Source organism: Azospirillum endophyticum (assembly GCF_016595245.1).
Taxonomy (GTDB): Bacteria; Pseudomonadota; Alphaproteobacteria; order Azospirillales; family Azospirillaceae; genus Azospirillum; species Azospirillum endophyticum.
This window is the reverse complement of the sequence record NZ_JAENHM010000088.1, coordinates 71,806-84,806: the sequence shown is the minus strand read 5'-3', so window position 1 is coordinate 84,806 and position 13,001 is coordinate 71,806. Positions and strand designations below refer to the sequence as shown.

The 13,001-nt window shown below is 68.2% G+C and carries 14 protein-coding genes; all 14 read left to right on the top strand.

Going from position 1 to position 13,001, the window contains the following annotated elements; all coding sequences use genetic code 11:
- The first annotated feature begins 301 nt into the window (after positions 1-301).
- The 14 genes from JHL17_RS34905 (at position 302) to JHL17_RS34840 (ending at position 13,001) form a co-directional block, all read left to right on the top strand.
- Positions 302-1,213 carry a helix-turn-helix domain-containing protein gene (locus tag JHL17_RS34905; protein ID WP_200199250.1) on the top strand — a complete coding sequence of 304 codons (912 nt, stop codon included), beginning with the start codon at positions 302-304 and terminating at the stop codon, positions 1,211-1,213.
- Entirely contained in the window at positions 1,210-1,857 is a 648-nt protein-coding gene (locus JHL17_RS34900) for a hypothetical protein (protein ID WP_200199249.1), read from the top strand. The genes JHL17_RS34905 and JHL17_RS34900 overlap by 4 nt, the downstream gene beginning before the upstream one ends.
- A gap of 148 nt (positions 1,858-2,005) precedes the next feature.
- The gene (locus tag JHL17_RS34895; protein WP_200199248.1) at positions 2,006-2,668 is read left to right on the top strand and encodes a ParA family protein; all 663 of its coding nucleotides are present in this window, start codon (positions 2,006-2,008) and stop codon (positions 2,666-2,668) included.
- Positions 2,665-3,234, top strand: coding sequence for a hypothetical protein (locus tag JHL17_RS34890; protein ID WP_200199247.1), 570 nt, complete (start codon positions 2,665-2,667; stop codon positions 3,232-3,234). The genes JHL17_RS34895 and JHL17_RS34890 overlap by 4 nt, the downstream gene beginning before the upstream one ends.
- A 55-nt stretch (positions 3,235-3,289) precedes the next feature.
- Positions 3,290-4,210, top strand: a complete 921-nt coding sequence (locus JHL17_RS34885) for a LysR family transcriptional regulator (protein ID WP_200199246.1) — start codon at positions 3,290-3,292, stop codon at positions 4,208-4,210.
- 171 nt (positions 4,211-4,381) lie between these two features.
- A complete protein-coding gene (locus tag JHL17_RS34880; RefSeq protein WP_200199245.1) occupies positions 4,382-5,734 on the top strand; it encodes an ABC transporter substrate-binding protein in 1,353 nt (450 codons plus the stop codon).
- A 226-nt stretch (positions 5,735-5,960) separates the two neighbouring features.
- Positions 5,961-6,827 (top strand): branched-chain amino acid ABC transporter permease, encoded by an 867-nt coding sequence (locus tag JHL17_RS34875; RefSeq protein WP_200199244.1) that lies wholly within the window; start codon positions 5,961-5,963, stop codon positions 6,825-6,827.
- The gene (locus JHL17_RS34870) at positions 6,827-7,855 is read left to right on the top strand and encodes a branched-chain amino acid ABC transporter permease (protein WP_200199243.1); all 1,029 of its coding nucleotides are present in this window, start codon (positions 6,827-6,829) and stop codon (positions 7,853-7,855) included. Before JHL17_RS34875 ends, JHL17_RS34870 begins: the two co-directional genes overlap by 1 nt.
- Positions 7,852-8,571 (top strand): ATP-binding cassette domain-containing protein, encoded by a 720-nt coding sequence (locus JHL17_RS34865; RefSeq protein WP_200199242.1) that lies wholly within the window; start codon positions 7,852-7,854, stop codon positions 8,569-8,571. The genes JHL17_RS34870 and JHL17_RS34865 overlap by 4 nt, the downstream gene beginning before the upstream one ends.
- Before the next feature lie 4 nt (positions 8,572-8,575).
- A complete protein-coding gene (locus JHL17_RS34860) occupies positions 8,576-9,343 on the top strand; it encodes an ABC transporter ATP-binding protein (RefSeq protein ID WP_247894039.1) in 768 nt (255 codons plus the stop codon).
- Between the two features lie 171 nt (positions 9,344-9,514).
- A complete protein-coding gene (locus JHL17_RS34855; protein ID WP_200199241.1) occupies positions 9,515-10,303 on the top strand; it encodes a putative hydro-lyase in 789 nt (262 codons plus the stop codon).
- Positions 10,304-10,390: 87 nt separating this feature from the next.
- Complete coding sequence (locus JHL17_RS34850; RefSeq protein ID WP_200199240.1) at positions 10,391-11,170, top strand: substrate-binding periplasmic protein; 780 nt, start codon at positions 10,391-10,393, stop codon at positions 11,168-11,170.
- 44 nt (positions 11,171-11,214) lie between these two features.
- A complete protein-coding gene (pxpB, locus tag JHL17_RS34845; protein ID WP_200199239.1) occupies positions 11,215-11,982 on the top strand; it encodes a 5-oxoprolinase subunit PxpB in 768 nt (255 codons plus the stop codon).
- Positions 11,979-13,001 carry a 5-oxoprolinase subunit C family protein gene (locus tag JHL17_RS34840; protein WP_200199238.1) on the top strand — a complete coding sequence of 341 codons (1,023 nt, stop codon included), beginning with the start codon at positions 11,979-11,981 and terminating at the stop codon, positions 12,999-13,001. Before pxpB ends, JHL17_RS34840 begins: the two co-directional genes overlap by 4 nt.

Here is a 13,001-nt window from a genome sequence, read left to right as displayed (position 1 = left end):
CGGGCTGTCGCTCCAGGATCGTGGGGGGCAGCCAAGGCGCAATCGCGGGCAATGGCTCCATGACCGCGACCAAAAGCACCAGGATCCCGATTCGGCGCGGCATCGCGGGCTGACGCTCCATGGTCGCGGGCAGAGGCTTCAAGGTCGCGGGCTGTCACTCAGGATCCGCGGGTTGCCGCTCCATGGAGGGACCATGGAGTTGCGGCTCGCGATTCGACTCTGCCGCGGATCGCTTCGAATCCTCCGATCCAATCGCGACCGCCGCCGATGCGGCCAATTGCGCGGAGGAGTATCGCCACAGATGACCCGGAACAGCACGAAAGCGAGCAGCACGCCCCCGAACCGCAGCGGGCAGAACCGTTGGGGCCGGATCCCGGCCTGGTGGCTCGACCACCCCGATCTCGACGCCGACGGCCTTGCCGTACTGGCCGCGCTCAGCACCTACGCCGACGAGGCCGGGGTGTGCTGGCCGTCGCAGGCGACGCTGGCGGAAAAGCTGAAACGCAGCCGGCCGACCGTCAATCGTATCCTGGGCCGGCTGGAAGCGCTCGAGCTGGTCGGCATCGAACATCGCCGGTCCGCCAACGGCGGCAGGCTGAGCTGCCGCTACCGGCTGGTTCTGCTTGCCGGGAACGCCGCCACGGATGGTGCAGGGGTGGACAGCCCCGTTGACTCGCCGGCGGACTCCCCCTGTTCAGCAGCGAGTCACGAACAGCCTGAACCAGAACAGATTCCAGACACGCTCCACCGGCGTGCGGACGAGCATGAGACAACTCCGGCGGAACCCGTTCCCCAGGATTGGGTGCCGGCCCCGACCGATCGCCAATGGGCGACGGCGCAGTTCCCGGAGGTCGATGTCGGGAGACACGCCGAACGCTTCGTCCAGCAATGCCGCGCCCATGGCTACCGGTACCGCGATCCTGCCGCGGCGTGGCGCTCCTGGCTCCTCCAGGACATGGCGCGTGTCACCGCCCGCATGGAGCAACGGCCCGCGGCAACGGTCCGCGCACCGGATGGCAGGGCCGGACGGGCCGGCTCCCGTCCCGTCATGCCGACTGCAGCAGCCGGCGCCGAACAGCGCCTGTCCGCCTGGGCAAGCGTCGCCGCCCGTTTGAACGGAGGGCAGCCGGTTGGCCAATCCGCGACCGGACACTCCGCGGCCGCCCTGTCCACGTCTTCCACCACCGCCGCCAGCCCCTGGGGGATCGCATGAGCAACCTGCACCCGTTCCCCGCATCCAGCCCGGTTCCGCCAAGCCTGCCACTGCCCTTCGACCCGGCGATGGCGCCCGGCTTGCGCAGCCGGATGCTGCGCGACGCGTTGCCGGAACCTCTGCAGCGGTTGCTCGATTGCGGGCAGGTCGGGCGCCACAGCCGCTTCACCGAAGATGGCTTCGCCGATGTGGTGGAGGACTGGACGCCGCCGGACGGAGTGACGCCGCGCCACGCCGCCTTGGCCCGGCAGGCGCTCACCGAGATCGACGAGAGCATCCTGGCGCCGGCATCGGCCAACCATCTGCTCGGCCGCGTGCTGGCCCTGCTCAGCCATTTCCCGGCGAAGGCGACGACCCCGGAGGTGGAGCAATTGCTCGCGATGGATTGGGCGGACGATCTGGGAGAGTTTCCCGCCTGGGCCATCGACCAGGCGGCGCGCAGATGGCGGCGAACCCGCAAATGGCGGCCGAGCATCGCCGAGATCCGCGCCCTGTGCGAGGAGGCCTGTACCGCGGAGCGGGCCTTGGCCGACCGGCTGCGCGCCATCGCGATGGCTGGGGAACGGAGCGGTGAGACGGGAAGCGGCAGTGCATCCGGGCTGCTGCGTCCGGTGCTGGCATCGGCCGTACGTCGGATGCGATGATGGAACTGCTTCTGTCTTAAGGGCATTGTCTGTGGCAGGGACGACACCCTGTGGAGGCGTGTACGAAGTTAAGACACGTCTTAGATTTGCGCCATGGCCGCGCTTTGGTAAAAGGGGCCGACAGCCGATGGCGAAAAGGGGCATGGGAATGGGCAACGACACGGGACACGTGCCGGTGAAGCGCTTGCTGGTCAATGGCCCGAAGGGCGGGATCGGCAAGACGACGCTCAGCCGCAACATCGCGGTGGCGGCGGCGCTCGACGGGTGCGCGGTGGCGACGCTCGACCTTGATCCGCAGCGCAGCCTGACCAAGTGGTTCGCCAAGCGTCCGGACGGCATGGCGTCCATCACCCATTTCGAAGCGGGGATGACCCCGGCCGACATCCGTGCGGCGCTCGACGGCATCGCGGGCTTCGACCTGCTGGTGATCGACACGCCGCCCTCGATCGAGGACCATCCGGAAGAGTTCAAGCTGCTGGCCCTGTCCTCCGACCTGATCGTGGTGCCGACCGGCCAGAGCGACGACGACCTCGATTCCGTCCGGCCCTGGATGCGCTTCGTCCGCCGCTACGGCAAGAACGCGGCCTTCGTCATGAACCGCGTGAAGCCGCGCACCCGCGGCTTCACCGAGGCGCAGAGGAAGCTGCTGGACGACGGCCGGATCTGCCCGGTCGAGGTCCCGGATTACGAGGACATCCAGTTCACCGCCGGCCGCGGGCTCGGCTTGCTTGAACTGAAGGGCGGCAAGGGAGCCGAGCATGTCGCCGGCGTCTGGGCCTTCGTCCGCCACGAACTGGAGCTGGCGCAATGAGCGGATTCAAACAGGTCTCGAAGGCCCAGGCCCGTCGCCACATCGCAGTGGACGAGCGGATCGAGCGCATGTCGGAGGCGACCGTCGACCTCGTCCGGCGCGAGGAGTTCGTCCAGGAAATCTCCACCCTCTGGCGCAGCGCGCAGGAGAAGTTCCTGCTGATCGGCCGCTATCTGGTCCAGGCGCGGGCACGCCTGCCGCACGGTGAGTTCCAGGCGATGGTGGAGAACGAGCTGCCCTTCGGCTATCAGGTCGCCTACCAGCTGCGCATGGTGGCGGAGGCTGTCGACAGCGGGCGCCTGCCGGGACCGAAGCTGCCGCCCAGCTATGCTACGGTCTACCAGCTTGCCACCCTGACCAGCGAGCAGCTGCGGCTGGCGGATCAGCGCAACCTGATCCGTCCCGACGTCACCCGGCCGGAGATCGTGCGGTTCAAGCGCGACCTGCGGAACAAGGCCATTGACCATGTCGGCCGCCGCGAGGCCCTGGAGGCGGAACGCGACCGGCTGCGGGAGCGTTTGGTGGCGGTCGAGGCTGAACTGGCGACGCTGGACGGCCAGGACTGACTCACCGGCGATGACGGTGCGGTGTGCGATGGTCCTGAACGGGGATGGGTGAGGCATGCTGGACCTGAAGTCGCTGGAGACCTTCATCTGGACGATGCGGCTCGGCGGTTTCCGCCGGGCGGCCGAACGGCTGAACACCACCCAGCCGGCGGTCTCCGCCCGTATCGCCCAGCTTCAGGACGAGCTGGGCGTCGTGCTGTTCGACCGCGTCGGCCGACGGGTGGCGCCGACGCCGCAGGCGATGGTCCTGCTGACCTATGCCGAGAAGATGATGGCGCTGAAGTCGGAGCTGCTGACCGCCGTGGCGGACCGCAGCGCCATCCGCGGCGTCATCCGGCTCGGCGTGGCGGAGACGGTGGTCCACACCTGGCTCAGCCAGCTGATCGAGCGGCTGAACGCGCTCTATCCCGCCGTGTCTTTGGAGATCGAGGTGGAAACCTCTCCCAGCCTGCGCGATGCGCTGGCCCGGCATGAACTCGACGTGGCGGTGATGCTGGCCTCCTACACCGACGTGCGGTTCAGGACCGTACCGGTCGGCAACTACCCGCTGGGCTGGGTGGTGAGCCCGGCGCTGCCCCTGCCGGCGGAGCCGGTCTCGCTCAGCGATCTCGCGGCTTGGCCGATCATCACCTTCTCCCGCACCACCCAACCCTACGGCGTGATCCGCGAGCTGTTCACCTCCATCGGCCTGCAGGTGCGGATGTTCGGCAACAGCTCGCTCGCCAGCGTCGTCCGCATGGCGGTGGACGCGGTCGGCGTCAGCGTGATCCCGACCGCCATCGTTCAGCGGGAGCTGGCGGAGGGCACGCTACGGTTGATCCGGTCGCAGGCGCCTCCGCTGGGGATGACCTTCTGTGCCGCCCATTCCGCCACGGCCGAGAACCACATGGCCTCGGTCGTCGCCGATCTGGCGGCTGCGGTGGCCGCCGATTACGAGGCGGCCACCGGCAACGAGGCTCCGCGTGCCGCGGACTGAGCCGGCGCGTATTAGCAGGTGATTGATCGCTCCTGGTTATCAATCCAGATCAAAACTTACGATTGGACGCACCTAAGACTGTTCGTGTCATCATCCTGTCAGAGGCGCACCCAACCAGCCGCAAAGGCAAGCGCCGCAAGCCACCAAGGCACTGAACAGAGGAGAACCACGATGCGGTTCGCGGCAGCGATCACCGAACCCACCCGTACGCCCGATGCCCGGGCCGAGATCAAGTCCCCCACCCGCCGCCGGACCCTCAAGCATATGCTTGCCGCCGCGGCCCTGCTGACCACGACCGCGCTCACTGGCATCGGCTTCGGCGCCGCTCCGGCCCATGCCGAGGACGAAATCCGCATCGGCGTGATCTATCCGCTGACCGGTGCCGCCGCCTCCACCGGCGTCGAGCTGAAGGCCGCCGCCGAACTGGCCGCCGCCATCGTCAACAAGGAAATTCCCGCCCCGCCGGGTCTGGTCGCCGGCATCGGCCTGCCGAACCTGAAGGGTGCCAAGATCAAGCTGATCTTCGGCGACCACCAGGGCAACCCGCAGGTCGGCGCCACCGAGGCCGAGCGCCTGATCACCAGCGAGAAGGTCGTGGCGCTGACCGGCGCCTATTTCTCCAACGTCACCGCCACCGCGAGTCAGGTCGCCGAACGCTACGGCGTGCCGTTCCTGAACGGCGAATCCTCCTCGGCCTCGCTGACCCAGCGCAAGTTCAAATGGTTCTTCCGCACCACCCCGCATGACGACCTGTTCGTCGGCAACTTCTTCACCTTCCTCGGCGACATGGAGAAGAAGACCGGCGACAAGCTGCGCAACATCGCGCTGTTCAACGAGAACACGCTGTGGGGCAACGAGACGACCAAGCTCCAGGTGAAGCTGTCCGAAGAGCAGAAGTTCACCATCGCCGAGAAGATCCTCTACCCGGCCAAGACCACCCAGATGACGTCCGAGGTGCAGCGGATCAAGGCGTCCGCCCCGGCCGTCATCATGCAGTCGAGCTATCTCGGCGACGCCATCCTGTCGATGAAGACCTACAAGGAGCTGGGCTTCCTGCCGAAGATGCTGCTGGCCAACGACGCCGGCTTCAACGACAGCGAGTTCCTGAAGACCATGGGCAAGGATGGCGAGTTCGTCATCAGCCGCGAGGTCTGGGCGCTCGATCAGGCCGAACGCAACCCGCTGATCAAACAGGTCAACGACCTGATGCAGAAGCGCTCCGGCGTCAATTTCAACGGCAACTCGGCCCGCGCCTTCACCGGCATCGCCGTGCTGGCCGATGCGCTGGACCGCGCCGGCTCGACCAAGCCCGACGCGATCCGCGAGGCTCTGCAGAAGACGGACATCCCGGCCAGCGGCCTGATCATGCCGTGGAAGGGCGTCAAGTTCGACGCCAGCGGCCAGAACGAGCTGGGCACGGGCATCATCGTCCAGGTGCAGGGCGGGCAGTACGTGACGGTCTGGCCGTTCGACGTGGCGACCAAGCCGGTCGTCTACCCGATGCCGGCCTGGGACGGCCGCTGACCACCGCTTCTTTCATCGGGCTGCTGCTTACCCTTTCCCGTCCTGGAAAAGGGGGAGCCCGTCGCTTGGCGGCGGGTAGGGCTTCGGAGATGTCCCGTCGGTTCCGCGCTTCGATCCACGATGCATCTCCCGCCCGGCGCCATTGGCGCCACCCTTTCCAGGATGGGAAAGGGGATTTTCCCGCACAGTTCCTCCGGCCCACCCTTGAGCGTAAGGGGGCGCGGCAATGACCGCAGACATTCTCATCCAAGTGCTCGTCTCGGGCCTGCTGATCGGGCTGATCTACGCCCTGGTCGCAGTCGGCCTGACGCTGATCTTCGGCGTGATGGACATCGTCAATTTCGCCCATGGCGAATTCCTGATGCTCGGCATGTATGCCAGCTTCTGGGCCTTCGCCATCTTCGCCATCGACCCGATCGTGGCGCTTCCCCTGACGGCGTTGCTGCTGTTCGCGGTCGGCGTCATCGTCTACCAGACGGTGATCCGCCGCATCCTGAAGGCACCGATGCTGTCGCAGATCTTCGCGACCTTTGGCCTGATGATCCTGCTGCGCGGGTTGGCGCAGTTCTTCTGGAAGCCCGATCACCGGCTGATCCCGCACAGCCTCGTCAGCGGCAACATCGCGCTCGGCTCCGTCCAATTCGGCCTGCCGCAGTTCGTCGCCGCCCTGGGCGCGGTGGGCGTGACCGGCGCCCTATGGATGTTCCTGCACCGCACCCGGCTCGGCACCGCGCTGGAGGCCACCGCCATCGACCGTGAGGCGGCCACCCTGATGGGCATCGACGGCCAGAAGATGTTCGCGCTGGCCTGGGGCATCGGCGCCGCCTGCGCCGGTCTGGCCGGCGGGCTGATCGCCACCTTCTTCCCGATCTTCCCGGAGGTGGGATCGAACTTCATCCTGATCGCCTTCGTGGTGGTCGTGCTGGGCGGCTTCGGCAGCGTCACCGGTGCCTTCCTGGCCGGCATCATCGTCGGGCTGATCGAGGTGCTGGGCGGCTTCCTGATCGGTCCGGAATACAAGACCGCCATCGTGCTGTCGCTGCTGCTGATCGTGCTGCTGGTGCGTCCGCGCGGCCTGCTGGGGAAAGCCTGATGACGACCGCAACCATCCTCTCGCGCAAGGGCGTCGGCACCATCGCCCTGCTGGCGCTCGCCGCCCTGCTGCCCCTGGCGGTCACCGAGCCGTCGCAGCAGAACTTCCTGATCCTGATCCTGATGGGCGCCCAGATGGGCGTCGCCTGGAACATCGTCGGCGGCTATGCCGGTCAGGTCTCCCTGGGCCATGCCGTGTTCTACGGCATCGGCGCCTACACCTCGACCATGCTGCTGCTGACGCTGGGGCTGACGCCGTGGATCGGCGCGCTCGCCGGCGGGTTGGTGGCGGCGGCCTTCGCGCTCGCCATGGGCTGGCCCTGCTTCCGGCTGAAGGGGCATTATTTCGCCATGGCGACCATCGCGGTGGCGGAGATCATGCAGATCCTGGTCACCAACAGCGACGCCCTCGAAGGGGCCGTCGGCCTCTACCTGCCGATGGACCAGAGCGGCTGGGGCGTGCTGATCTTCCTGTCGAAGCTGCCCTACTACTACGTCATCCTCGGGCTGCTGGTGCTGACGGTGCTGGTGTCCTGGGCGATCGAGCGCAGCCATATCGGCTATTATTTCCGTGCCATCAAGGACGAGCCGGAAGCGGCCCGCGCGCTGGGCGTCAGCCTGACCCGCTACAAGCTGATCGCGCTCACAGTGTCGGCCTTCCTGACGGCGATGGGCGGTAGCTTCTACGCCCAGAAGGAGATGTTCATCGATCCGGGTTCGGTGTTCGCGACGACGATCTCGATCAAGATCGCGCTGATCGCCATCCTCGGCGGGGTGGGCCGGCTGACGGGGCCGGTGCTGGGCGCCGTCATCCTCATCACCATCGAGGAATACAGCCGCACCCTGTTCGGCAGCACCGGCTCCGGCACCGACATGATCATCTACGCCGCCATGATCATCCTGGTCGCCGTGTTCAGCCCGTCCGGCGTGCTCGGCCTGCTGGGCGACCTGCATCGCCATTTGGGCCGCCATCTGCCCGGCGCCAAGCCGGCCGGGGGCGAGACCAGCGCCAAGGAGATCCGTCCGTGAACACCGCCCCCCTCCTTGCCGTGGACGGCCTGGGCAAGGCCTTCGACGGACTGATCGCCAACCGCGACATCAGCTTCATCGTCCATCACGGCGAGATCATCGGGCTGATCGGCCCGAACGGCGCCGGCAAGACCACCCTGTTCAACTGCCTGGCCGGCTTCCACACCCCCACCTCCGGCCGCATCGCCTTCGAAGGGCAGGACATCACCGGTTCGACGCCGGAGGCCGCGGCGGCGCTGGGCATCGCCCGCACCTTCCAGATCGTCCGCGTCTTCCAGTCGATGACGGCGCGGGAGAACGTGATGGTCGGCGCCATGCTGCGCAACAAGCGGGTGGCCGAGGCGCGCGAGCGGGCGGAGGCGGAGCTGGACTTCGTCGGACTGTCGCACCGGGCGGACACCCCGGCGTCCGACCTGACGGTGTCGGAGCAGAAGCGGCTGGAGGTCGCCCGTGCGCTCGCCACCGAACCGAAGCTGATCCTGCTGGACGAGGTGATGGCCGGCCTCAACCCGACCGAGGTGCGCGAGGCGTCGGCCCTGGTCCACCGCATCCACCAGCGCGGCATCGCCAGCATCATCGTCGAACATGTGATGGAGGGCATCATGCCGATCGCCCACCGGATGCTCGTGCTGGATTACGGTGCCAAGATCGCCGACGGCACCCCGGCCCAGATCGCCGAGAATCCCGCGGTGATCGCCGCCTATCTGGGGGAGTGAGACGATGCTTCAACCGACGCTGTCCGAACCCGTCCGCCCCGTCGCCGCCGTACCGCAGGGCGAGGCGATGCTGCAGGTCCGCAACATCCAGTCCAGCTATCGCCGCGTCCCGGCCATCCGCGACATCAGCCTGACCCTGAACAAGGGGGAGATCGTCGCGCTGGTCGGCGGCAACGGCAACGGCAAATCCACCACCCTGCGCGCCGTCGCCGGGCTGAACGCTCTCGACGGCGGCTCGATCCTGCTGAAAGGCCAGGACATCTCGTCCGTCCCCGCCCATGAGCGGGTGAAGCGCGGGCTGGTGCTGGTGCCGGAAGGCCGCCGCCTGTTCCCGCGCCTGACGGTGGAACAGAACCTGATGCTCGGCGGCTTCACCACCAGCGATGCGGCCAAACGCGAGCAAACGCTCCAATTCGCCTACGACACCTTCACCGTGCTCGGCGAACGCCGCCGCCAGCAGGCCGGCACCCTGTCGGGCGGCGAGCAGCAGATGCTGGCGATGTGCCGCGGCCTGATGAGCCAGCCCGACCTGCTGATGCTGGACGAGCCCTCCTGGGGCGTGGCGCCGAAGCTGGTCACCCGCATCTTCGAGACCATCCAACTGATCCGTCGGCGCGGCATCACCGTGCTGCTGGTCGAACAGAACGTCCACCGCGCGCTGGAGATCGCCGACCGCGGCTACGTCATCCAGACCGGCCGCGTCGTGATGGAAGGCAGCGGCCAGGATCTGCTGGGCAACGACGAGGTGCGGCAGGCGTATCTCGGTATGTGAGGGGGCGGAGTTAGACCCCCACCTAACCTCCCCCGCTGGGCGGGGGAGGGACTGTCGCTAGAGCGCCGACAACGCTCCTGTCCCCCTCCCCTGCCTAGCGGGGGAGGGTCGGGGTGGGGGCAAAGCGAAGCCAAAGCCTCCACACAAAACACCAAAACCCCGGACCATCCCATGACGACCACTCCCCTCTCCGCCGCTGCCGAGCGGCTACGCATCCGCAGCGGTGCCAACAGCGGCCAGACCGCCGGCCTCGCCCCCGGCCATGTCCAGGCTAACCTCGCCATCCTGCCGGCGGATTGGGCCGGCGACTTCCTGCGCTTCTGCCAGGCGAACCCGCGGCCCTGTCCGCTGCTGGCGGTGTCGGAGGTCGGCGATCCCCGCCTGCCGACGCTGGGCCATGACATCGACATCCGCACCGACGTGCCGCGCTACCGCGTCTATCGCGACGGCGTGCTGGCCGATGGGCCGACCGACATCACCGACCTGTGGCGTGACGATTTCGTCGCCTTCCTGATCGGCTGCTCCTTCTCCTTCGAGGAGGCTCTGCTGGCCGACGGTCTGCCGGTGCGGCACATCGCGATGAACCGCAATGTGCCGATGTACGAGACCAGCATCCCCTGCACGCCGGCCGGCCGCTTCAGCGGCACCATGGTCGTGTCGATGCGGCCGATGGTGCCGAAGGATGCCATCCGCGCCATCCAGATCACCTCGCGCTTCCCGTCGGTGCATGGCGCGCCGGTGCATTTCGGCGACCCGGCCGCCATCGGCATCCGCGACATCGCCGATCCCGAACATGGCGAGGGGGTTCCCATCGAGCCCGGCGAGGTGCCGGTCTTCTGGGCCTGCGGGGTGACGCCACAGGTCGCGATCCGCAACGCCCGACCGCCGATCGCCATCACCCACAGCCCCGGTGCCATGCTGATCACCGACCTGCTGAACACGCATCTGTCGGTGCTCTGACCGCTTCTCTCCCCCGCTCCATCCCCTGCAAATACCGGCCGCCGCGCGGGCATTCCGCTCCGGGCGGACACGGTGGAGGCTTGCCCGATGCCATCTCCATTCTCCGTCCGCCTGCTCTCCACCGCCGCCCCGGCCGCCGCTCTTGCCGCCGGCCTGTTGACCGCCGCCGCGCCGGCTTCCGCCGACCAGCTGCGCATGGTGGCGCTCAGCTTTCCGCCGCTGATCTACGACGACGGCGGCAAGCCGGCTGGCATCGCCTACGACATCGTGACGGAGGCGATGAAGGCTGCCGGCCATAGCGTGACGGTGGAGATCATGCCCTGGGCTCGTGCGCTCGACACCGTGCGCGAGGGCGGGGCGGATGCCGTCTTCACCGCCTACAAGACGCCGGAGCGCGAGCAGTTCCTGAACTACTCCACCCAGGTGCTGGTGCCGCAGGTGGTGTCGCTGTTCGTGGCGAAGGACAGTCCGGTCAGCTTCGACGGCGACCTGTCCAAGCTGGCCGACCGCAAGTTCGGCGTGGTCAACCAGATCAGCTACGGCTCCATCGTCGACGACGCGATCAAGACCGGCGTGCTGCCGGCGGTGGAAAAGTCGAACGACAGCGACAGCAACGTCAAGAAGCTGGTGTCCGGCCGGTTCGAGGTGATGCCCAGCAACCGCTATGTCGCCCAGTATTTCCTGAAACAGGCGGGCGCGCTGGACAAGGTGAAGGAGTTGAACCCTCCGGTGCAGGACATCCCCAGCTACATCGCCTTCACCAAGGCCCGCGACACCACCAAGCTGCGCGACGAGTTCGACGCCGGGGTGGCGGCGATGAAGGCGAGCGGCGCCTACCAGCAGATCCTGGACAAATACGCCCGCTGACCGGCGGGCGCATCCTCCCTTCGACCAGCTTTCGAGAAGCCGCCATGAGCGTGACCACTGCGTTTCCGGCCCCCGTTCTGCGGACGGCCGGCGACAGCGCCCTGATCGTCGAACTGGGCGACGGCATCGCCCAGGACCTGAACGCCGCCGTCCATCGCCTCGACCGCCGCATCGCCGAAGCCGGTGTGTCCGGGATCGTGGAGACGGTACCGACATACCGCTCCATCCTGGTGCAGTTCGACCCGGCGGTGACGACGGCGGAACCGCTGGGCCGTTCGTTGCTGGAGCTTGCTGCCGGGCTGACGCAGGAGGCGGCCGAACCGCAGCTGCGCTGGATCGTGCCGGTCTGCTTCGGCGGCGGCCATGGCGAGGATCTGGACGAAGTGGCCCGCCGGTCCGGCCTCGGCACGGAGGAGGTGGTGCGGCTGCACTGCAGCGCCGACTACCGGGTCTATATGCTGGGCTTCTCCCCCGGTTTCGCCTATCTCGGCGGCCTGCCGGAGGTGCTGCATCAGCCCCGCCGCGAGAACCCGCGCATGGTCACCCCGGCGGGCAGCGTCATGCAGGGCGGGGCGCAGGCGGCGATCTCCCCCATCGCCATGCCCAGCGGCTGGCATCTGCTGGGCCGCACCCCGGCGCGCACCTTCGACCTACGGCGGGAGCCGCCCTTCCTGCTGGCGCCCGGCGACCGCATCCGCTTCACCGCCGTCACCGCCGCCGAATTCGACCGGCTGGACGGTCTGAACGGCTATCTGCCCGACTGCGAGACCGTCGCCGCTCCGGCCACTCTGATGCAGGGAGCGGCGGCATGACCACCCATCTCCATGTCGCGTCCGCCGGTCCCAGCTCCACCATTCAGGACCGCGGGCGGGTCGGGTATCAGCGCTATGGTGTTTCGGTCGCCGGGGCGGCCGACCCGCTGCTGCATGCCGCCGCCAACGCCCTGGTCGGCAACCGGCCGGATGAGGGGGCGGTGGAGTTCACCCTGGCCGGCGACAGCATCGTGGTGGAGGGAGGGCCGGTGCGCATCGCCGTCGCCGCCGATGTCGGCCTGACGGTGGATGGCGATGCGGTGCCAGCCTGGACCAGCCTGCGCCTGACCGACGGGCAGACCCTGCGCATCGGGGCCCTGCGCAGCGGCATGCGCGGCTATTGGGCGGTGGAAGGCGGCTTCGCGCTTCAACCGGTGCTGGGCAGCGTCGCCACCCACATACGCAGCCGTATGGGCGGGCTGGACGGCACCGCATTGAAGACCGGCGACCGGCTTCCCCTGCAGCTCGACCAGGCGGCGGACCAGGGGGAGCGTCGTCTCGACCCCTCCCTGCTGCCGGCACGCGGCGAGCGGCTGCGAGTGATGCTGGGGCCGCAGCAGGATTACTTCACCCAGGCCGGGATCGAGGCTTTCCTGGAAGAGGACTATACGGTCAGCCATGAGGCCGACCGCATGGGCTGCCGGCTGGACGGCCCGGCGATCGAGCATGCGCGCGGCTTCAACATCACGTCGGACGGCATTCCGCTGGGGGCGGTGCAGGTGCCGGGCACCGGCCGGCCCATCGTCCTGCTGGCCGACCGCCAGACCACCGGCGGCTATCCCAAGATCGCCTGCGTCGTCGGGCCGGACGTCGCGGCGCTGGCACAGATGCGCCCCGGCGAGCGGCTGCGCTTCACCGCCGTCGACGCGGCGGAGGCCGGGCGCATCCAGGCCCGCCACCGCGAGACGATCGGTGGCCTGCCGGCGCTCCTGCAATCGGCCGGCGGTTTCGCCCTGTACGACAGCGGCCGGCTGCTCGGCTTCAACCTGATCGGTGGCGCCGTCACCGGCTGGGACTGA